At 32.4% G+C, this 23,509-nt stretch carries 20 protein-coding genes; all 20 read left to right on the forward strand.

Annotation, left to right across the window (positions count from 1 at the left end; translation table 11 throughout):
- On the forward strand, positions 1–567 hold a 567-nt coding region (locus CLORY_RS15520; RefSeq protein WP_079426059.1), incomplete at its 5' end, for a sigma-70 family RNA polymerase sigma factor.
- Between the two features lie 32 nt (positions 568–599).
- Positions 600–989, forward strand: coding sequence for a hypothetical protein (locus tag CLORY_RS15525; RefSeq protein WP_079426062.1), 390 nt, complete (start codon positions 600–602; stop codon positions 987–989).
- A 122-nt stretch (positions 990–1,111) separates the two neighbouring features.
- Positions 1,112–1,432, forward strand: coding sequence for a PrgI family mobile element protein (locus CLORY_RS15530; RefSeq protein ID WP_079426065.1), 321 nt, complete (start codon positions 1,112–1,114; stop codon positions 1,430–1,432).
- Between the two features lie 17 nt (positions 1,433–1,449).
- A complete protein-coding gene (locus tag CLORY_RS15535; protein ID WP_079426068.1) occupies positions 1,450–2,217 on the forward strand; it encodes a hypothetical protein in 768 nt (255 codons plus the stop codon).
- Complete coding sequence (locus CLORY_RS15540; RefSeq protein WP_079426070.1) at positions 2,201–4,036, forward strand: VirB4 family type IV secretion system protein; 1,836 nt, start codon at positions 2,201–2,203, stop codon at positions 4,034–4,036. The genes CLORY_RS15535 and CLORY_RS15540 overlap by 17 nt, the downstream gene beginning before the upstream one ends.
- A 26-nt stretch (positions 4,037–4,062) precedes the next feature.
- Positions 4,063–6,231, forward strand: a complete 2,169-nt coding sequence (locus tag CLORY_RS15545; RefSeq protein WP_079426073.1) for a hypothetical protein — start codon at positions 4,063–4,065, stop codon at positions 6,229–6,231.
- 27 nt (positions 6,232–6,258) lie between these two features.
- Entirely contained in the window at positions 6,259–7,068 is an 810-nt protein-coding gene (locus CLORY_RS15550) for an SAF domain-containing protein (RefSeq protein WP_079426076.1), read from the forward strand.
- Between the two features lie 14 nt (positions 7,069–7,082).
- Positions 7,083–7,952 (forward strand): hypothetical protein, encoded by an 870-nt coding sequence (locus tag CLORY_RS15555; protein ID WP_079426079.1) that lies wholly within the window; start codon positions 7,083–7,085, stop codon positions 7,950–7,952.
- Positions 7,945–9,771, forward strand: coding sequence for an ATPase, T2SS/T4P/T4SS family (locus tag CLORY_RS15560; RefSeq protein WP_079426082.1), 1,827 nt, complete (start codon positions 7,945–7,947; stop codon positions 9,769–9,771). The genes CLORY_RS15555 and CLORY_RS15560 overlap by 8 nt, the downstream gene beginning before the upstream one ends.
- The gene (locus CLORY_RS15565) at positions 9,772–11,823 is read left to right on the forward strand and encodes a hypothetical protein (protein WP_079426085.1); all 2,052 of its coding nucleotides are present in this window, start codon (positions 9,772–9,774) and stop codon (positions 11,821–11,823) included.
- A 20-nt stretch (positions 11,824–11,843) separates the two neighbouring features.
- Positions 11,844–12,257 carry a hypothetical protein gene (locus CLORY_RS15570; RefSeq protein WP_079426088.1) on the forward strand — a complete coding sequence of 138 codons (414 nt, stop codon included), beginning with the start codon at positions 11,844–11,846 and terminating at the stop codon, positions 12,255–12,257.
- A gap of 87 nt (positions 12,258–12,344) precedes the next feature.
- The gene (locus CLORY_RS15575; protein ID WP_169911647.1) at positions 12,345–12,998 is read left to right on the forward strand and encodes a cell wall hydrolase; all 654 of its coding nucleotides are present in this window, start codon (positions 12,345–12,347) and stop codon (positions 12,996–12,998) included.
- 25 nt (positions 12,999–13,023) lie between these two features.
- The gene (locus CLORY_RS15580) at positions 13,024–13,524 is read left to right on the forward strand and encodes a hypothetical protein (protein ID WP_079426094.1); all 501 of its coding nucleotides are present in this window, start codon (positions 13,024–13,026) and stop codon (positions 13,522–13,524) included.
- Positions 13,511–14,476, forward strand: coding sequence for a hypothetical protein (locus CLORY_RS15585; protein WP_079426097.1), 966 nt, complete (start codon positions 13,511–13,513; stop codon positions 14,474–14,476). The genes CLORY_RS15580 and CLORY_RS15585 overlap by 14 nt, the downstream gene beginning before the upstream one ends.
- Before the next feature lie 275 nt (positions 14,477–14,751).
- Positions 14,752–15,261 (forward strand): hypothetical protein, encoded by a 510-nt coding sequence (locus CLORY_RS15590; protein WP_079426100.1) that lies wholly within the window; start codon positions 14,752–14,754, stop codon positions 15,259–15,261.
- Between the two features lie 157 nt (positions 15,262–15,418).
- Positions 15,419–16,369: an RpnC/YadD family protein gene (locus CLORY_RS15595; protein WP_079426103.1), complete on the forward strand. Its 951-nt coding sequence runs from the start codon at positions 15,419–15,421 to the stop codon at positions 16,367–16,369.
- Positions 16,370–16,588: 219 nt separating this feature from the next.
- Positions 16,589–17,092 carry a hypothetical protein gene (locus tag CLORY_RS15600; protein ID WP_079426107.1) on the forward strand — a complete coding sequence of 168 codons (504 nt, stop codon included), beginning with the start codon at positions 16,589–16,591 and terminating at the stop codon, positions 17,090–17,092.
- 23 nt (positions 17,093–17,115) lie between these two features.
- The gene (locus CLORY_RS15605; RefSeq protein ID WP_079426110.1) at positions 17,116–20,331 is read left to right on the forward strand and encodes a hypothetical protein; all 3,216 of its coding nucleotides are present in this window, start codon (positions 17,116–17,118) and stop codon (positions 20,329–20,331) included.
- A 98-nt stretch (positions 20,332–20,429) separates the two neighbouring features.
- Positions 20,430–22,121: a glycoside hydrolase family 73 protein gene (locus CLORY_RS15610; RefSeq protein WP_079426113.1), complete on the forward strand. Its 1,692-nt coding sequence runs from the start codon at positions 20,430–20,432 to the stop codon at positions 22,119–22,121.
- Positions 22,122–22,137: 16 nt separating this feature from the next.
- Complete coding sequence (locus CLORY_RS15615; protein WP_079426116.1) at positions 22,138–23,508, forward strand: hypothetical protein; 1,371 nt, start codon at positions 22,138–22,140, stop codon at positions 23,506–23,508.
- Position 23,509 lies beyond the last annotated feature (1 nt).

Genomic DNA, 23,509 nt, shown 5'->3' on the forward strand with positions numbered 1-23,509 from the left:
CTTAATAATATCAAATACATAAAAATTGAAGTTTATAAAATTACTTATACTAATTCTGTTGTAAGTTATGAAGATCTAGTAAGTGAAGGAATTATAGGATTAATAAAGGCTGTAGATAAATACGATTTAAATAAAAATATTAAATTTATTACTTATGCCATATGGTGGATCAGGCAAGCTATTTTATATTATATCAACACTAATTTCTGGAGCATTAAAGTGTCTAATCGTACGAAGGTTAAATTATCTCAAGCTGAGAAAGACAATTTAAATAGCTTGTTTTCAGTGGATGATAGTGATATTAACGGCGTAGTAACTTCATATTTAGAAGATGGATATGAACAAGTTGAAAATAAAATTTATTATACTGAGCTTTATAAATATATAGAAAAAAAGCTAACGAAAGTTGAACTGGAAGTAATAAAAAATTATTTTGGGATAGGATGTAAGCCGCTAACACTATTAGAGATAGGCAGAAAAAATTCTATTTCAGGGGAACGGGTGAGGCAGATAAAGAAAAAAGCCATAGACAAAATAAAACAGAACATGGAAGTTACCAGCAGGTAGAAAATAGAATATTTATTTTGGGAGGAATAGAAATGTTACAGAAATTAAAAATGAATAGTACATTTATTAGAATTCTTTTTATTACTACTATTTTTATTATGATTTTTTCCGTGAATGCATTTGCAGGTGATAAGGACAAAAATGATAAAGATACGGGTAGTGGATCAACTGTAGTAACAACGCAAAGTGCAAACCAAGTTGCAACAAAGGCTATTAATTCAATGAAACCAATATTGCTTTCCTTTGGAGGCGTTTGTGTGTTTGCAGGAGTAGCAATGATTGGTTTTAAACTTATTTTTGCACATAATAATCCTGACAAGAGGATAAGCGCAATGAGTGGACTTTTGTATATAGGTATTGGGGCATTTATGTTAGGAGGATGTATGATGGTAGCAGGCTTTTTCTGGGGACTTGGACAGTAAACATAATTGTCAATTATAAAATGTTAAATTTATAAAGAACGAGGAAAGCTGCAGTAGAGACTAGTGTAGTCTTTCTTTTTCTTATGTAATTATCTATTACGCTAATGAGGAGCTGAAGAAAAATGAGATATTTTGTAGTTCCGTTTGATATGGAATCTGAAGATAAAGTTATTGGAGGATATATATCGCTGCGACAGTTTTTATGGTTAATTATACCTGTCATCTCACTTATAGCTATGTTTATAGTTAATAAAAATTATATTATAAGAACAGAAAGTAAACTAGCTATAAGCGCCATTAATATTGCATGGAGACTTGTATTAGATCTAGCATTATTGATAAATTCGATAGTTATGGCATTTGTAAAAATAAAAGGTGAGAATTCAGATGTATATGTAGTGAGCAGAATTAAGTATGCTTTCAAAGCACATACATACATTTAATGTAAGAGGGTGAGGGTGTGTTAATTGCAGAAATATTTCTCGTAATATGTTTATTACTATCTGTAGGTACAGGAATAGCAGTATATTTATATCTGCATCCAAGGAAGAACTCACAAAAACAAAAAACTACTTATAGCGGTAAGGAGAGAAATAGAAAAGAAAGCAGAGTAAAAGCCTTATTTCAAATAAGAGATATTTATAATGGGATTATAAAAACTGTAGGGGGAGGTTATAGAGCAGTATTATCTATATCGTCTCCTGATTTTGAATTGCTTACAGATGAGGAGCAGGAGGGGTTTGAGAATTCTTTGATGCAGTTTTCTCTTTCCTTAAACTTTCCAGTACAGTTTTTTTCAACAACGATGAAGGTTGAAACCAAGGAGCCTGCAGTTGTTTTAGATAATGTTATAAAGGGAGAAGATGCGGCTATATCTATACAGCTGAAGGAATATGCACAAAAGCTGAAAGAAAAGCTTCATGATATGGAAAGAGAGGAGAGTTATGTTAGAAGAAGTTATTGTATTATACCTGTAAATGGTATTAATGATGAAAAAAGAGCTTTAAATGAGCTTAAAAACAGGATGCAAACAGCGGCTTCAGGACTTAAAAGGTGTAATATGCATGTTCAAGTATTGGACAGCACGAAAATATTGCAGCTTCTGCATGATACGCTTAATAAAGGGAGCAATATAAGGATTGACGAACTTATTAATGGTAACTATGGAGGAGTGTTAGAGTTGTATTCACAAGGAATAGGAGGAATTGTAAATGTGGAACCATGCTAATGATGATACATCGCAGGAAAGAAAAGCCAATAGTAATATATTTAAAAATGGTATTGTCGACACTATTGACCTTGTACTCCCGGATGGTCTGATAGAAAAAAAGGATTTTATATATCTTGGACCTCAAAAGTTATGCAGAATATTTGCACTTCAAACATTACCCAGAAATATGTATGTAGGAATCCTAAATGAATTGTTCGACTTAGGGAATATAGACGTCAGCAGTTATATTGAGAACATACCGGATGGAGAGGTTATAAGCAGACTTACAGATAAATATTCCAAGATAGAATCAAATCTTGAGATAAAAACGAGAAGAGGTGAAATTATAGATTATGCAGAGAAACTTGCTGCAGAGGATCTTGATGCCTTGAGGGAAGCTATCCAAACTAATAAAGAGAAAATGTTTTATATTCAAACATTGATTACAGTATGGGGAAAAAATGAACAGGAATTAAATGATAGATGTGACTTAATGAAAGATGTATGTGCCAGAAAGTCAATGTATCCTAGGGTATTGATATTAAATCAAGCTGATGGCTTTACATCTGCATTGCCGTTTATGAATATAAAATATAGTAGAAATTTGAGAAATATAACTACTGGTGCATTATCCTGTCTTATTCCTACTGGAAATACTGAACTTACTCATAAATCTGGTATATATCTTGGTGAGAACATGTTTACAAACTCATCCATATTTTATGACAATTTTATAGGTGCGCCCACTGTCACAAATCCTCACATGATGATTGTTGGTATGGCTGGTGCAGGAAAATCTGTTCTTGAAAAACTTATAACTTTTAGAGGAGCTGCTAAAGGGGAGTGGGATATAATTCTTGATCCTGAAGAGGAATACAAGAAGGTGGTAGATAAGCTTGGAGGACAGTATTTAGTTATAAAACCTGGTGAAAAGTCTGGAATAAACCCATTTGATCTGGAGGCTGAAGATGACGGAAAAGGCGGTCAAACTATAGATATCTATGGAAAACTCTCAGAAATAAGAGAGCTGTTGTCGATGTTTATGGAGAAATTCAGAGGATATGGATTAAAGGGACAGGAGATTACAACGGTGGAAGAGGTGGTTAAAAGCCTATATTCAAAACGTGGTATAACTAGAGAGCCTGAGTCTTTATATGAGGAAAGCAGTAGCGATATAGATGGAAAGTTCTATACAGGAAAGATAAAAAAGCATATGCCAACGCTTGGCGAGATGAGATCAGAACTTGAGAAATCTGACCAAGTAAGTGAATTATCTGAGATGATGAAGATCATAACTAATGATGGTTCTATGTCATTTTTTGATTGTGAAAGTTCTATAGATTTGAGCAGAAGAGTGGTTGGCATCTCACTTAAACATATATCTGATGAATTTACTAAATTTTTTGCTACTGTCAATATACTCTCATGGATATGGTCAAAATTCTCTAATTGGAAATATAAAAATATATGCAAGAGGGTGGTAGTAGATGAAGGGTGGCTATTTGCGAAATATGAGCACTCGGCAGCTTTTCTCGAGGAAATTGCCAGGAGAGGAAGAAAGTATAGAATATCTCTCGTAATATCGAGTCAGATGATAAATGAATTCCTATCAAGTGAAGCCGGTAAAGCAGTTATTCATCAGTGTGCAACAAAGATCATTATGAAACAGGATGCTAGTGTCGCTAGAGAAGTGTCTGATTTTTTTAAATTATCCAGCAGATGCAAGGAGTTTCTGTCCACATTTACTAGTGGACAGGCTCTTTTACTTACGGAGCAAAATACGGTGATAATGCAGGTTATACCATTTGAGTTTGAATGGGAGTATATACGAACTTAGTTTGCAGGAAAGAGAAGTGGATTAGAATGAGCAATAAAATCAGATGCATTTTTCGCATTCTTGTTGTTTTTATAGTTTTTACGATTTTCAAAACTAGCACAGTATTTGCAATACAGCTGCCTGCTAGTAATGGAGGAGGCTCGGATGGCAGTGCACTGAATTTATCTATAGGATATATAGATGGGTACTTAAAGGCTTTTGGCGGAGTAGCTGTTTTTGCTGCAGTTGCTTTGGTTGGACTCAGAATGGTGCTTTTACATAATAGACCTGAGGAGAGAGCAGATTCTATGGCAGCTATTTTGCATATTGCTTTAGGAGCTTTTATAATAGGAGCAGCTCTTTTAATTGCGGGCTTCTTAATAGGAACAGAAAATCATATGTTAGATTCCTTTAGTAAATCTGTTGAAACAGCAGATTCGAAAAAAAATACAGAAATGTCTGATGATAGTAATTTTATGTCTCGAGCGTTAAGTGTACCGTTAAATGCTGTTATTGATACAATATTAGGTGATGGTGAAAAAGATGGAATTCAAAAGCTTATGGGTTTTAAAGCTATTGATAAATTGATATTCAATGATGGCGCTGTAACAGGAACTGAGCCATTTTCATCTAAGGAATGGAATTCGTTAGATTATTTATATTTAATGTTTATTGGTATTACATCTCCGTTTATTTTGATAATGGTAGCTAAGACAGGATTTTCAGCTATAAAAAATTCTAATTCGGTTACAAAGAGAATTGGGTTAAAAGATGATATTGGAAGATGGTTTTTTAGCCTGTTTGTTATTGCTGCAGCACCTGTATTTTTCAGGGGAATAGTGTGCTTTTTTAACCTTATGTCAAGTGCAATATACCAGAACATTATAATTCCCACAAGTGTTTCAAATAGTAGCTTATCTATAGATGCAACTTCTATACAGAAGATAAAAACAGGTAATGTTTTTTCTACGGCTATTGTAAAAGTGATTTTCTGTTATCTTGACGTGAAAATAAATATAGTATTTCTTGCCAGAAAGATTATGCTTAGTGTAATGTATGTATTTACGCCGTTAGCAGCATGTCTTTGGGGAATAAATCGTAATGTAAATGCAGCAAGCATATGGTTTGGTGAAATAATCACTAATTCTGCCATGGCTTTTTTTTATGGGATAACTTATACAGTTATGTGCGTGATGATTAATGCAACTGGAGCAACTGGATGGTTCTTTACGATGATGTGGATGTTTTCAATGATGAAAATATCTGAGGTATTAAGAAATTCTCTTCAAGGACTTTTTTGTAGGTTATCAGGAGTAAATGAAGAAGACATGAGTAAAGGAGCGTCGGGAGTGGTTGGAGGAGCTTTAATGGCTGCCAAAAAGAAAACGAAGGCTGTAGTTAGCTCTGTAAGGAGAACATCTGGAGGTAGTTATTCAGGTTCAGGAACAACATCAGATGCAAAAGGAAATACAAATTATTCGGCGATGAAGGGTAAGGGCATGGAAAGACATAATAATATTAATATTGATCCGAGAAAAGTGAACCACAAAGAGAAACAGAACCCTAGTAGTTCTACGGATGCTGGTTATAAAGAGTCAAGAAATTGTGAAAGTAATATTGCAGCAGGTACAAGCAATAAAAGGGTGAATCCATCAACTGGAATTGATAATGAAGAAAAAATAGAACCATCGGATACGAATTCACAAGATACAATTAGTTTCAAAGATACACATAATGGTGAGGACATCGGAAAACAATATCACATTGCTCATGCTCAGTCTCCATTAGAACAACTTTCTTTACATAGACAGTACTATCATATGTTGCATGATAACTATGATAATGAGGTTGGAAAAAATGGTCAGAGAAATTGCGATATGGGAATGAACAGCAGTGGATTTCTTAACGGTACAGAACATGTTAATCGGATAAAAAATACACAGGTAAGAAAAAATGCTGCAGCTCATGCAATAACCAGCACTGTGAACAGAATGGTACAGGATAGCCAGAATAAGAACAGCAGTTTATATAAAATAAATGGCAGGCCAATAAATGAAAAGGAGGCAACGAAAATTTTGTTTGGAAATGAGAATACAGATAGGAATAAAAAAGGCTTCATTAGAAACGCAAGAATCAATAACATTAATGGTTCTAAGGAGATCTTAGCAAGTACTAATCCATATATAAGTGCAGACACCAATTTTAAATGGAATTAGGAGTATTAAAAGGAAGGGCGGAAGTATATGTTTGGGAAAAAGTATAGAACAAAAGAGGATAAACTAATAAGAAAGTTTTGGATAGGAGTATGGATAGGCTTATTGGTGATACTTATTGTAATATTGGTCTACCAGTTTATTATTATTCCAAGTGTGAAAGAAGACACTAAGAGGATGACTTTAAATAATGTATACGGCAAGGGCCAGAATATATATGTATTAAAAAAGGATGTGAATAAAGGACAAGAGATAGATGCAGCCTTCTTCAAAAATCAATATACAAATATTCTTACAGTTCCAATGGATGCTATAAAAGATTTATCTGAAATACAAGGTAAGGTACCAAGAATAAACCTAAGCAAAAATACACCAATAAATTCAAATATGTTTGTAAACATGAATGAATATGTTACTGAGGATCTGAGAGATGTGGATTATAGTGATATAGTTCTTAATAAAGATTTGAGAAAAGGACAGTATGTAGATATTATATATAGAAAAAAAGATGGAACTAATTTTACAGTGGTGTCCAAGATAAAGGTAAATAATGTTGCTGGACAAACTCTGTATACTAGTATGACTGCTAAGCAGCGGCAGTATAAGGACAATGCAACAGTTAAGGCGAGTCTTACAGGGGGAACGATCCTTACAGTAAGGTATACAGATGCTGAGAATCAAAGAGCAGCTAAGATTACATATCCTCTGGACAAAGATGTAGAAAAACTTATAAATGCAGATCCAAAGCTAGTGAAAAAAGCTGGGCAGGCTTTACGTCAGAGAAACAGTAAAAAGTATAATGTAAAAATCAAACCTCATTTTGCAGATGAAAATAAATAGGAAAGGGTGGTTTTATGCAGGTAGCATTTTGGAGCCCATTTAGTGGAACAGGTTCTACTGTAAGTTGCATTGCGACTTCTTTACTGTATAGTTTATCTGGAGGTAGGAGATGCCTATTATTAGATATGCAGTCTGCTGAATATGGGTTAGAAACTGCTTTTTTTGAAGAAAAACGGCTTGAAAAACTAAGCAGTCTGGAATATGGTATAGATTCTTTAGACAGATTATCAATTGTTGACCCAGAAATCGGCAAAAGTGAATTTGAGTGTTATTCTAACGAAATTATTAAGAATAGATTGGATTTAGTTGTAGGTTCTAATAAAATAAGCGGTAGTTTATTCAATGATTGTTTTAAAAAAAGTGCAGCTAAAATACTTAAAAACGCAAAAAAGTATTATGATACTGTATTTGTAGATATAAATTCAAGTTTACAAAGTAAAATAACAGAAAATGTTTTTGATAATTCAGATATTGTAGTAATTACATTACCACAGAATGAAAGGATATTTGCAGACTTCATAAAAAATAAATGCAAATTAATTGAAAATAAAGAGCTAGTTCTTGTAATTGGCAGATATGATATTGATAGTAAATTTTCGAAAGAATATATTAAGCATTCTTTGCAATACGCTGATGCTATTTACTCAATACCATATAACACTGGCCTTTTTGATGCAATAAATGAGCATAAAGTTAAAAATTATTTTATTAATATTAGCAAGGCTGCGAAAAGTGAGAAAGACGAAATACTATTCCTTCAAGTATCCGAGATTGTAGATAGGTTAATTAGTATGAATAATGATATAAATGAAATATACACTTCAGACTGCCAGCGCATATTTTTAAAACTTAAAAAAGCTTTTGGGGGGATTGAAAATGCTTAGTATAAAAAATGTTTTTAAATGGAAAGAGGGAAAAGACAGCTTAGAAAGAAAATTTTCCTTTGAAGAAGTTAAAAAATATACAGAGGATTCCCTAGAAAGATTAAGAAGATATGAGAGTGATATTTCTGATTTAAGAGAATTTAAAAAAATGGAACATAAACGAAGGACTCTGCTAAAAGTTGCACAAAATTGCGGAAAAGGAGATATAGCGGCTAAGGAGTACATGAAGAGATATATTACTGATCTTATAACAATAAACTATGGTATAAACGAGAATAATATAGATTTAGTATTGAATTTCAATTCTCCGGAGAATGTAGAGGATAAATTTTACATAATACTTTTTAAATATAAGAAAAAATATAGATATGAGGCACTCACAAAATTATTACAGGAATATCGACTAGATGAATTTAGAGAGATTAATGGAGATATGGCATGTACTATTCTATCTGAAGATATAGAAAAGATATTTCATATAGAAAAGCCGTTGTTAACTTTTGAAGATAAGCTAAATATATTAGTTCAAAAGATATATCAAGAAACTAAAGGACTTGGAGTGATAGACGAATTAAGGGACATGTTTTCGGATGGGTTAAGCTTAGGAGTATCAGGGGTACCGGCAGATTTCATTGGAAAACTTTCAGATATGGAGATAAGACAGAATATAGATACATTAAATGATTATAATAAATCCTATGAAAGTATATGGCTATATTATAATGGTAAAGAAATACATCTTAAGTTTCTTAGTTTCGGTTCTCAGCATGAATTGGAAAGAGTTTGCAGACTGATCTATAGGTATCACGATGCACCCAGTTTAACAAGGTCTGATGGTTATGGCTTTAACTATATGGCAGACCTGTCAAGAGTGGCAGTATTCAGACCACCTTTTGTTGAGGGATGGTGTGCATTTATTAGAAAGTTTGACAGAGACCCGGAGCTTGATACGCTGTTTAAGGGTGAAAATTATGATATAGTAAAAGAATTTCTTCACTATCTTGGCAGGGGCAAGCAGAAGGTGGTGATTACAGGACAGCAGGGTACTGGAAAAACTACGCTTCTCATTGCAATAATAAGAAGGATGTATTCTAATGTTACTCTAAGGGTGTGGGAGGATTATTTCGAAGCTTTTTTAAGGCTTAAGATGCCAAATAGGAATATAATGACGATAAGGAAGACTGCTTACATCAAAGGGGAAAAAGGTATTGATGCATTAAAGAAATCAAACGGACAAGTTACGATAATCACTGAAGCTGCAGAGGATGAACATATAAAATATATAGTGAAGGTTTCTGAAGTTGCTTCTGAAACTATTCTATACACTCATCATGCTAATAATATTGATAGTTTAGTATCATCATTACGAAATGGAGCGGTAAATACTGGAGCGTTTACTAATGAAGATATCGCTGAAGCCGAGGTGCTTAAAACATTAGGATTTGATGTTCATCTCAAAAAAACTCCTGACGGTAAGAGGTACATTGAAAGGATAACAGAATTTATTATTGAAGATGATGGGAGGGACATGTATGAAGAATTAATAAATGTAGAGCAAAGCGGAGATGTTCAGCAGCAAAATAAAATTATGTTCGAAATGATAAAAGAAATATATATTGCTAACAGTAAAACTAGAAAGAGATACAAAGCTGTCGACATTATCAGGTACGATATGGATAGCGGAAGATATATTGTTGTTAATAAACTCAGCGATAAAAAGAAGAAAGCTATAATGAATAATTTGCTTTTACAGGATAAAAGTAAATTTAAAGCGTTTATAATCACAATGGAAAACCTTATGGAAACTGAGGTGAACTAAATGAATAATGTCTATATACTTCTTGTAATGGCGTGGGTTTCAGCCATTTCTTTTTTTATTTACTTTTACATCAAAAAGAAAAAAAAGAAATCTGAAAGAGCTGTCAACCTGTTTAACGGGTTGTACAAATATATTATTAAGCTGCCGATAATCAACAAGGAAATTATTGAAATAAAGAAGAGGCTTTACGATAACAACCTATGGGATGAAAGAATGCTTAGGTATAAAGCGTTATTATACTATGCTGCATCGTGGTTTGCGGCAGTATTATGTTTTGCATTCGTTATATTTTATTTCTATGAGGACAAATTTGAGATATTTACTCTATCCATATTTTGTTATTATGTCAAGATAATCGTACTAGAGCATCTGATTGGAGATGATACCAAGCTGTTAAATGGATTAAATGAATTTAATGAAGATTTGATACATGACTATCAGCTTCAAAGGGATATAGATAAATCTGTGGAACAAGCACAGTATGAAAATAGCAGTATGCTGCTTATTAATCATATTGAGAATATGAAGCCTGCTTTAGATAGTTTGGAGGATCTGGATAACTATTTTAATGAATGCAGTAATGATTATCTCAGGCTTACAGCACTCAACTGCAGTCTTACAAAAGAGTTCGGTGATACTGCGATAAACGAAGATGAATCATCATTTACAGCAAATATTAAACATTTTAACAGACTTATAAAGATGGAGCTTTTTAAAAGAAGACAACTTAAATACTGGCTTGGAGGAGCAGCATTATTTTGTATAGTTCCACTTTTAGGCTTTACACCATTTGACAGCTGGGTGAACAAGTTTGCACCATTTTTAAAATCTTTTTATTGCAGCAGCTGGGGATTTATTATAAAGCTTTTTCTAACTATGGTAACTCTGGTATTTTTCTATATGATAAGGAATTATAGAAGAGTAGATTATAGAGAAATAAGAGAAAAGAAATATTATTGGGAAGATAGGCTTTTAAAAGTAAAGTTTATCAGATTGATTATTGATAGGGTAAAACCAAAGAAAGGCACGAAAAGATTTTACTATTATAGAAAGCTTATAAATAAGTCTCAAACTCATACCAAATTCGAATGGGTATTTTTACACAGAATTATTATTTCAATATTGGTATTTTTCTTTATGTTGACAGTAGCATTTACGATACACAGAATAAATTATCAAAATGATGTTACAGATTACCCTACAATATTTGGCAATGATGTCATAACCGTAAACGGTCAGCAGTTAGATGCAGGTAAATTAATAAAAGATACAAGTCTTAAGCTGAAGAATGTTCGATATGCAAGGATTAATGCCATAAAGCAGAGTCTTATTGCTGATGGATTACAGGATAAGGTTGAAATAAACAAGCTGTCAGCAAACATTAATACTAAAATAGACAAGCTAAACAATGAGTACATTAAATGGTACGAGATTTTAGCTTGTTTTTTAATTGCGGTAGTAAGCTCCTGGATACCTATATGGTACCTGAAGTTAAAGGTAAAATCGAATAGCTATAATATGCAGTCTGAGCTTATGACCTTCGAGACGATTATTATGGTACTTATGAACTTTGAAGATAGTACTATAGATAAGATATTAATACATATGAGTAGATTTGCCCATATATTTAAGAATCCTATAGATGATGCTATTTTCAATCTGCAGAAAGGAACAGATGAAGCATTAGGAAATGTAATTACTGGTTATAGGCCGCGTACTAATGAGGAGGAAGCACTAACTGAACTTATGGAAAAGGTAGACTACAAACCCTTCAAGAACCTCATCAAAAATTTGATGAAGGTAGAGGACATTAAGGTAGCTCAGGCTTTTTCAAATTTGAGTTCCTATAGAAATGAATATGCTAAGGAACGTGAGGAAGAGAATAAAAAGGTGGTAGCTAAGAGGGTGAGCAGGGGAAGAATGCTGTCATTAATCCCGTATTTCTTAGTAGTGTTTCTTTATGTTATTGCACCTATGATGATTGTTACCAATAATTCTTATGACAAGTTTAATGACGATATTGCTAATGAACTGATAAATAGTCAGTCTTAATTAAAAGGAGATGTATAATTATGGATGAAACAAGTAATAAAGGAATGTATATAGCATTTGGAACTATTTTAGCATTGGTGGTCATAACCTTTGCAATCACGATTTTCAATAAAAACAAGCCGCTTCAGAAGACAGCCTTATCAACCCAGGATACAATGATTCAAAGTATTAATTCTAGCAGTTTCAGCAGTTATGATAATCAGATAGTTACTGGTGATTTGGTTATTACAGCTATTAATACTAAAGCATCAGATGATTTAAAGGTTTTAGTTAAAACTAATTCTAACCCTGCCGGGAAGGTATATACGTCATCAGCTTATAATATAAGTGATATTTCAGATTCAAATTACATTGAACCCACAGCATCATTTAAGGCAACACTAGGAAAGACGAGTAATGGTACTGTGAATTTGATAACTTTTGTACAGCAATAGGTGACAGAACTTTACAATTAACAATTTATTATCTAAGTAGAGTGAGCAGAATAAGGAGCCTCAGTGCTCCTTTTAATGAGGTGTATAATGAAAAAAATATTTATGTTCTTAGCTGTTGCAGTTATTGGCTGTTCAGCTCTTTTTATTTGCAATGGTAAGAAGACTGGCTTGAATAACCAAAGCAAAAATAAAGAATTTAACGTGCTGCTTCATAAACCTAAAATAGACGAAGGTAAGTGTGAGTATATAGTACTAAATGATTTCCAAAATAATACTTATAAGAAATCAGAAAGTAAAGACTTTATTTCTGGGTTGGCTAAAAGCAGAAGTAATCCCTACAATGATAAAAATTATATTCATAGCTATCCTTCTAATATTCAATCTAGTTATAGTAAATCAGATCTATTACTGATGGCAAAACTCATAAAAAGCGAAGCAGAGAATCAATCCTATATAGGCAAAATTGCTGTAGCAAGTGTTGTTATGAATAGATGCAGGTTTAACGGTAAGACAATTAGCCAAACAATATATGCACCAGGACAGTTTGATGGAGTTGATACCTGTCAATTTAACGAAGTACCTTCGGCAGAGGATTTTAGTGCAGCAAGGGAGGTTTTAAAAGGTATAAATGTAGTTCCAGAGGCCTACTACTACGCAAATTTAAAACTGTGTGATCCTGGTTTTGCAAAAAATGCAAAGTTTAATGTAAGAATAGGTGATCATTGGTTTTTCAAAAGATAGTTTATTATGAAAGGAAGATGCATACATGGAAGATGGTCTGATGGCAATAATTTTGACTCTGCTGCTTCTGTTCTGTTTCATATCAGGACCAATCTATAGCTCCTTTAATGAAGAAGATATCTATATAAACAATTATGTTAAAGTCGCAGCTAATAATTTCCAAAATCAAGTTAGAAAAGATGGATATGTAGATGAGGAAAGTTATTATAAACTTTTAAATCAGCTTAATGCAACTAAAAGAATATATAGAATCAAACTTGTTCACACAAGCAAACTTATATATCCAAAAGGCAGCGATAATGTTCAGAACAAATATATAGAGCATAGCAGCAAGGAGATATTTGGCATCATATTTAGGAACCAAAAGTATATGATGAGATACGGTGACGATTTTTCAGTGAAAATAACTGAGCTACAGGAAGAACCAAGCAGGATGCTCCAGAGCAGCTTATATTCATTAAATGGTGGATATAATAAGTACCTTTCTTTTAAATATGGAGGAATGGTAGAGAATGAAGGTGTTTAGTTTAGTGTTTTCTGTGATGTTTGCTTTATTACTTTTACTGCCTAGTAAACTGAATCAAAACATAATGGTTAAGGCTGAAAATGCGAAAAATGAATACCATGAAGCTATAAGCAGCTCCTGTGAAGATGCAGCAAAAGCGCTTTTAGTTTTTAATGATGGATATTCTACAGAGCTTGGAGCAGAGGGGAAAAAAGAGAATTTTAAAAGGGTGGATTTGAATTTAAAGGAAGGACTAAATAGATTTTATAGAAGTTTATATATAAATCTTGATATTGAAAAAGACTATGCACAGCAGCAGGCTTTACGCTCACAAATTCCAATAATTGTCGCAGTAGGCTATGATGGATATTATATTCATAGCTGGCAGGAGACAAAGAAAGAAAATAAATATAATGTAATCAATGTTTGGTCAAATAAAAAGAAATATTCAATATTTGATGATAAATTAGATATAAAAATATCTTACACATTAGATGATTATGTGTATATAGAGGACTATAGACGCAATGAAAAGCTGCAAGGTGATAGAAGAAACTTTGCGGATACTTATCCTAAATACTTTAGTGATATTAATTTCGGCAAAGTTAAGAACCAGGTTATAAATCAGCTGCTGCAAAAGGATTTAGAATATTACACTTATTATTGCAATAGAACTGCAAAGAGAAATGGTTGGAAACTCAAGTTTGAAGTGCCTTATTGGGACAGCAGATCGGTAGATACAGTAGCATTTGTAGCTTTTTTTCAAGGAAGAATCTTCAGAGCTATGGATAGCTATGACTCCTATGGTTTTGGTAGTGCCAAAATTGTTGAGCGAAAACAGCTTTATGGATATGAAAGAGCCGGTAATAAGTATTATTCGGAGCATAAGGCTGGAAATGGGCTTACTAATTTTTTTAACGAATATGAAGCGGCTGAGAATGGATATTCTCCAGACCCTCAATATTATAGATAAAAGATGATAATCTATATAAGACAAATAAAATTATTTTTAAGCTTGTTTCTTATGCAAAAAGTTCTTATATAAATAATGTAATCATCAACTACGCTTCATATGAAGAAACATTTTGAATTGGCAGTTTTGCCGACATTAAAAATTAAATCAAAAATTATAAAAATATCAAAACTATCATTGGTCAACTAAATGGTAGTTTTTTTATTCTGAAATTTAGAAAGGAGGTAAAAAAGTAGTGCAGTTGGTGAAATATTTATAATAAAGGAGTAAGAAACATGAGTCAAAAAGAATTAGAAACCTATTTAAAATTGGAGGAAATACTTAAGAGTCTATCTAAATACCAAAACAAAAGTGTACATCCCAAAGAAATATATAGTGAAGAAGTGATTAGCAAGAAAAAGAAGTTAAACAAACTATTGAATGACGCTAAGGATGCAGCTTTTGAAATAATGCAGGAATCTAGAAAATTAGTGGATTCATACACTATATATTATGATGATTTTGAGAGGGTACTTTTAGCTATGGAGAATTTACTGACGTATCTTAGCAAAAAAATAGGCGATAATGATATTATGGAAGAAGTTAGAAATATGGAAAGGAAACTGTACGATCCTTTGGTAAAGCAGCAGGGCATAGAGGAAGGAATAGTGCAAGGAAAGAAAATGGTATTGGATAGTGTACACGAAAAACTTCTGAAATATGGTATGAGTGCTGAACAGATCGCTGATATTATAGCGGAAGAAAAAGAGAAAACTGGCAACATAGAAAATAATATTCAAGGCTAAAACATAGAGGCTATGTATTCAATAAGGGTACATAGCCCTTTTACTTCGAAATAGTAAATGTATTTATCATAAAATATCAGTCCTATAAAATATAGTGAGAATGTTAAATGGACTAGTTAAATATGATATAATTTAATTGAAATAAGGAGAATAAACAATGGACAATAAATGGAGAAATGAACACATTAAATTGGATGAAATATTAAAATCCTTATTTACGTCTTCAAACAAAGTGATGCTTGATTTTATAAATAATGCTTTCAATGAAGAGTACACATACGATACGGAACTTGTATTTGAAAATAACGAATTTCCTACCTGTGGATTTGATATGATAAGAGCGGACATGATAATAAAGGTACTTGGAAAAAAACAAGTTGTATATCATGTAGAGTTTCAAACAAAGAAAGATGCAGATATGGCTATAAGAATGTTTGAGTATGGATTTCACAAAGCAAAAAAAGAGGCTGAGCATCAAAAAAATACGGAAGAGTTATATTTTCCTAAGCAGTTGGTAATATATATAGAAGAAAATAATAGCATAGAAGATGAGTTGAATCTACTTGTAGTATTTCCAGATGGTACAGAGGCTGACTATAATGTCCCGGTGATTAAGAATTGGGAATATGATGCTAGAAAGCTGATTGAAAACAAATTGTATGTGTTATTGCCGCTGCAAATACTTAAATATAGAAAGAAGCTTGAGATTATAAAAAGCGGTAACAGTGCAGACAAGAAGGAACAGCTTAGAGAGCTGCTTAATGAAGCTAAGAAAACAGCTTTTGTAGTAGCAAAGGAAGCAGGAAGGCTTGTAGATACTAATAAATTATATGATAGTGATTTTGACAAGTTGCTTTCATCTGTTGAAAATTTAATGGAGTATTTAAATAGAAAATATTTAAATGATGAAAATGTAAGGAATGAGGTGAGAAAGATGGTAAAAACCCTGTACGATCCACTGGTTGAAAAAAGGGCTCTGGAAAGAAAAGCAGTAGAGATAGCTAAAAACCTGTTAGATATGGGGATGGAAACCGAAAACATTGCTAAAGCTACAGGACTTGATTTGAAAAAAATCATCGAAATAAAGAAATGTATTGATAGCAAATAAAAATAGATATGATGGTGTAAACCGGCATTTCTAAAATAGTGATTTAAATAATGTCTATGTCTAAACTACCATTTGTCAGTGTATAACTGAAAGCTGGTAGTTTTTTGTTTTGACTCATATTGGAAAATTATATATAATTATCTAGTAAAGTCATTATTTTGACAACATGTATTACAGAGCGTAGAAATTATAAATTAAAAATTGGAAGGAGAAATATCTATGAAAAAACAAAGTAAAAAAATAATAACAATGATTATAGCAATTATGCTGTTAGTTGTTGTGCCAGTAACAAATGTTAGCGCTGTACCTAAGAAAAGTGGTGTAGACAAGACTATGTCAGCTAAATTAGAAAAGCAGACAAAGGATGATTGGGTTTATAAAGGCAAAAAGAAAAGATATTTTGACAGCCTGGCTACAAAGTGGTCAAAGGGCAAGATATCTGTAAAAACGATGAAGAAGAAACTATATGGTATGAAGTGGTCAGAACCTTGGTTTGTAACTAGTAATAACGAAACAAATCCTGTTATGCCATATCATATAGGAAGTTGGGGTACTGTTATTGTAAAATTTAGTACTAAAACAACTAGTGTTAATAGGTTGAGATCCAAGTGTATAATGCATGGTATAGTATTTAACAACTATAGTAAGTTAATTGCTAAATGGAATAAAAGAAATAGGCAATATACTATATATTATTTGGGAATAGACTTTCAGCCTTATTAATATATTTAGGATGTGAAAAAGCAATGAAAAAAATAATAGATATAGATGTAATCAGGAGAATGCTGTGTGTTCTCCTGGTTTTTTTATTTTTGATTCCAATGATAAAAGTTAAGAAAGTACAAGCTATAGATATTGATCCTAAGGATTTTTATTATAAGCATAATAATCATATAGCATATGACAGTAATTCTGGACAAATAATATATGCTAATTTTGGTGGAAAGGCTCATTCTGGCTCACATACATTTTATCGTACTTTAGGATTTCAAGTGGTGGTATATAGAAAGATAAGTGATAGTAAGACAAAAGCATATTATTGCAGGTTTAAACTTGGAAGTAATTATTTAAAACAAATAAAATCTAAAACAGTGGGTAGTAAAATATATATGTTATGGGGGTTAAGTTTAAATTCAGGTAAAAAAAATTTAATAAGTTACTTAAAAAGCCATTTTAATGAACCTTCAGATAAATCTACATTTGAAAGTATTCCATCAAAGGGCACTACCGGATTTAATTTAAACGCAATTATGACAATAAATGAAGAAAGAGATGGTGTAGATCATATTTTAGGACGTATGGATGATGATGGAGATGTTCATGGAAAAGTATTTTTAACTTATAATGGGAATACTTTTTATCAAACGAAGAAAGTAGATAAAGCTAAGTCGACATGGGAATATGTAAGAGATGAGGACAAGCATACTGGACCCAATAGAATGAAGGGTATATGTGGGTATACAGGATGGCCAGCTCAGAGTATCACTGCATTAAAGACATATTTCAATATACAGCTCACTATTTCTTCTTCAGATATACCAGTTAAAAGAACTGTTAAAATATATTACAAGGATGACACTACACATCAAAATATATGGCCATGTAAGAGTTATAAAACTGTTACAGTGAAAGATAAAAGTGTATCTGTAAAAGATGTGCCATATAAAAAAATTAGTAGATACACATTTGTTGAAAGTGCTCTTAGATATGATGGAAAGCACTTTACAAGTATGGTGAAGGGTGATGATGGAAAGGAAAGAACTATAAAAGTGGATAAAACCCATAAGACATTTCATGTTGTGTTTTTCTATAAATCAAAACCGACAAAACCTCCAGGTGCTATTATATTTATTCCAGATAGTACTGATTGGACTAATAAAGGAAAGATAATTGAAGGTAAAGGAAAGTATAAAGTAAAAGTGTCCTATAAAGGAAATAATCCTATTATAACAAAAGAAAGTGTTAAGTTCACGCATGAGGAAAAAGATAAAAAAGGTAAGGTAACTACTTCCACATATAATCAAGATGTTTATCTTTCATGGCCAATAGAAAAAATAATTGTTACAGGCAATGGTAAAACAGGTGATTTGAATAAGACAATTGATGATACTGAAGGATATATTTATTTGGATCACGAAGGTGACGAACAAAGTTTACAAGGTAAAGGTGTGTACGGAGAACCTATAGTATCATGGCCAACGACAAGTGATAAGCATGACTCACTTCAAAAAACGAAACCGAAAGCACCCGCAGGCGATGGTGGTGAATATGCTTTAGATTGGACAAAGCCTAAAATCAATATAACACCTTTACCAGAAAAAAAATGGATTAATCAAGATCCATATGATATTAACGTAACAGTTAGTGATGAACTTTCAGGAATAGATGATGATAAGTCAAAATTAACAGTGGAAGATAAAAGTCATTATGGAAACAAGATTTTTAACGCACCTGAAAATGATGGAGATGAAAATGATGGTGATGAAGGAACAATTGACGATGGAGATCAAGGAGATACTGGCACTTCAGATGATGAAAGTGATTATTCTGGTAGTGGTGATACTTATGACGATGATGATAATGTAAATTATGAAAATGTATATGATGATTTCAACCAAAATATATCTCTGAATCAAGATGGTATGTACCACTTTGATGTAAATGCAACAGATAATGCTACGAATGAAAATTCTGAAAAGAAGGAGACGTATCTTATTGATAGAACTCAACCAGATGTAGATTTTTCAGTCGGTCCTGGAATTTTCTCTGAAAATAATGGAGCTGTAAGGAAAGAAAGTAAGAAAGGTAGTGATTTTGCATATTATGGCACTTTAACATTTTCAGATAATTTATCTGGTGTAGCTAGTGTTGGATATTATTGGTCTTATGAAGGCGATAGTAATAACAATGATGGAGATAATGCGGATGGAAGCGAAGGATTTGTCCCAAATATTGCTGTAGAAAGTGAAAACTACGAAACAATTTATACTAGTTCATATACTGTAACTGATAGATATGGAGAAATAAAAAGAGATGACAACGGTGATACAACAGGAACAGATGGTGAGATACATAATTCGGAAATAGAAAAACCTGTAGGAGATCATCTATATCTTCATGTTAAAGAGGTAGACACCGCCGGAAATGAAACAGATGCAACCTTTGGTCCTTACGAAGATCCAATAAAAATGAGAAATTTTGAAATAACTGATATAAGAGATCCGCTTTGGGACAGCGTATTTTGGAAGGATAGCAATTATACTGAACCTACAGGAAAAACGTATAAGGCAAATGAACTTCCTATAGATAATAACAGTCATCCGTCCATAAAAAGTGCTGCACCAAAACTTGGGTACTCTTTTTATTTTGATATGACTACAGAGTTTCTTTATAGAGATCAAGATAGAATAGAGATACAACCTTCATTCTATTACTGGGATGGAAAAACCAGAGTACCAGTTGATGTATATTATAATTTAAATAACAATCAGCTCACCAAGCTTGGCAGTAAACAGGATACGCAAACATTGGGACTTAATACAGCTAGATATGGCAATGTTCTTATAGGCTGCTTGCCGCAGCTGACACTGACTAAAGGTGTAAGGATTGCTAAAGGCAGAGAATGGAATGATTGGAAGGGTACTATACAATATTCTGATGGCAAAATCCAGTGGTGGTATGGTAAATATTTCTTGCCGGCTACATCTGTGTTCGTAAAGCAGGGACAGAAACCAAGAACCGAAAATTTGCTTCGAGATAAAAATATAATTATAAATTTTGATATTGTAGCCTATAAAAATGGAATAGAAACGTTAAGTTCTGATCAGCAGTTTTATTATTCACCCAATCAGTGGCAGACAGAAGGAAGCCCTAAGAGTTCAGAATATGAACCGGGAGATGTTATGGTATATGATAACAAACATACTGTTTTGAGTAACTATAGAGCTTTTATAATTCAATAAAATAACTTTAAAAATACTAAGAGTTAGGGGAAAGGAAATGTTGCAGTCACAGAAGATTGCAGCATTTCCTTTTCCCTTTTTTGAAAGGAGCTTTGAATATGGGAATGAAAGAGTATGGTAAAAATTATTTAAAGGGAAAAGCTAAAGGATATGCACGGAAGATATTAATAAAGACAATACCTTATTGGGGTCCTGTTTTAGCTATAATCCTTATAGTTGTTATTGTGCTGGCAGCAGTCCAGGGATTTATGTCCCAAGAAAAAGTTGACGAGACAATAAGTAAGAAAGGAAATGCAAGGATACTTCAAGATATAAAAGATAAAGTAAATAATAGCAATAATCAAAATACTTTTGATGAAGCTGGATTCACTATTGGAAAAATGAAGGACTACTACGGAACAGATAAGAAGTTTGCAATGAAACCAGGAATTATATCATCTTATTTAAAATATGAGGACATGGCTATAGGCAACAACGATAAAAGGGCTAAGACAGAGAAAGAAAAGATTAGAAATGTTAATGATAGAATAGACAAAGTACTACAAAAGTTAAAACCCAAATTTGTATATATGCAAAGTAATATTAGCAGCAGCAGGCATTATAAAAAAACCGTACGAGAATTCGAAGAAAAGAAAGGTCTGCCAGATGAATTACCTGCAAATTTATATGTGATGGAGAAATGCTCCAAAAGGTTCAAACCATCTCAATATAAGATAAACGATAAAATATACATTTTTAATGAAAATAAAACATACACAGTTAAAGCTGATAACTCAAGCACTAAAAAGAAATTTGATAGTACTTCAAGAAGGCCTAAGGAACTTAAAGCAATAAAGATATATGATGAAGAGCCAGATAAATTCGATGCTGATAATTATGATGTCGGTTCAAAAATTTATATAATAGATGAGAATAAAACCTATACGATAAAATCCGCAAATAAAGTTGAAATAAAAGAAAGTAATTCTAATCATTATTTTCTTACTTATGCAAAGACTTATCAAGGAGAATTTCAAATATCCTATAAAACAAAGACTACAAAATACAAAAACAAGAAAAATGAAGTAATAGAAGAGACCAAGCCTGTAATAAAAAAATTTAAACAGGTAGGTAAGATGTACGATCCGCTTAGAAATGTGCTTAAAGCCGATAATCCAAAAGAAGATTTAAATGAAGCTGTAGCCTTTATCACTGGAGTAGGTGAGGGATATGATAATGCTAGTGATGATATGGACTGGACATTTACCGATGTAGATGTTATGACGTACACGGGCGGAGGAACTTTTGCAGGTAAAGGAGAGAAATTTAATGGAAGTAGTAAAGAATTTATTGAAAAAGTGGCTCCAAGTGCGATAGATACATATAGAAAATATCAGGTGTTTCCATCAATAACTATAGCTCAGTCTATTTTGGAGTCTGGCTGGGGAAGCTCAGGACTTACAAGAAAGGCTAATAACCTATTTGGTATAAAGGTTTCAAATAGCTGGAAGGGACCTTGTGTAGAGATGCTTACAAGGGAGTATAGCAAAAGAAGAGGCTATTATTATGTTATTGCAAAATTCAGAGCTTATGATTCCTGGAAGGACAGTATAGAGGATCATGGTAAGTTTTTAAAGGTTGATAATACAAGATATGCCGACCATGGAATGTTTAAAGCTAAAGATTATACTGGACAAGCATATGCGCTTAAAAATGCAGGCTATGCTACAAGTCCTACGTATGCACAAAATCTTATAAATAATTTTATTATTCCATATGGACTATATCAATATGATGGAGTAGATAATTAGAAAGGATTGATGTAGTATGATTGCGGTTGCTACGGGTATGGAACAGCTTGACAAGCAAATACAGCAGAAGTTTTGTGAAAGAGGAGAAGAAAGCAAAATAGTAAATTATAAGGAGTTTTTTCTTAAGGAGAACTTTGATATGGTTATTCTCTCTAAGCATTTGAAAGGAGAGCTTCAACTTGAGCAGCTTATTTTTTATCTTAAGAATAACAATAGCAGAATAATTTTTCTAACAGGAAAAAGCAATAATGAAGAAATATATTTATGCTTTAAATATGCAATATATGATATGATATTTGATCCGATATCTCTGGAAAAAGTAATGGGTACAGTGGATGACTCAAAAAGCTTTTCTGACCATTCTAAATTGTTTGTAGAGGTGATGAACGGAGAAAAAATCAATAGAGACAAAAAGGCTGTCTTAAGGGAGGTGATGTCTAAATTAGCATCAAAAGAACCACAGGGGCGTGACAGTGAACAAGAAAATATGGAACTGGAGGAGATTAAGCAACTTAGAGTTAGAGAAAAAAGACAATTTGAACAAAATATTAATGAGCTAAAGAAAAAATTGGTGCAGGAGGAAAGAAAACCAGCTGCAATAAAAGTGGTGGAAAAAACCATAAAACAGCAGGTCATAGCTTTTTGGACAGCTAACAATAATTTCTTGAAAGAAAAAGTTCTTGCTAATGTATCTTTGCTTTTAGCTAAGAGGTCTGATCAGAAAATTCTTTTAATAGATTTGAGCAAAGATTCAATGCTGGAGTCGTTACTAGAAGGAGAGAAGCACAATAAGGAGATAGAAAAGCATGAAGTAAGTACAGGATTTTATGAAGACGGTAAAATTGATATTAAAAAAGAAATAACATCGGTAGCAGGTATTAAAAATCTTTATGTCTTTAAAAAGGTTGAAGAAACATACCTATCAAAGGAGCAATATTATAGAAAAGTTATTGAATGGTCAAAGGAGAATTTTGATACTTTAATCATAAATATGCCTTTAAGTATAGAAAAGAATGAAATTATGGATGCTATTCTAAGAAAATGCACATATTTTATAGTTGTATTAGAAGGCAAGTTGCCTGTAATAAAGTTAACAGAGAATAAACTTCAGCAGCTGAGAAACAAGATAGATGATAGTAAGATCAAACTTGTACTTGCAGATACAAATATATATAGCTTTAAAGAATTTAGCAAAATCATTAAGAATCAGATTATTTCAAGGATCCAATATGATTTTAAAGAAGAAAAATTTATAAATGAACAAAAACAATTTATTTTTAGTACTGAATGTAAAAAGAACATAAAAAGCTATCAAAAGATTTTGGAGTATTTTGGATATGTGCCAAGGACAAGCTTAATTAAAAGTTTATTAAATAAGATCTACTAAA

The organism is Clostridium oryzae, assembly GCF_002029235.1.
GTDB classification, from domain to species: domain Bacteria; phylum Bacillota; class Clostridia; order Clostridiales; family Clostridiaceae; genus Clostridium_AE; species Clostridium_AE oryzae.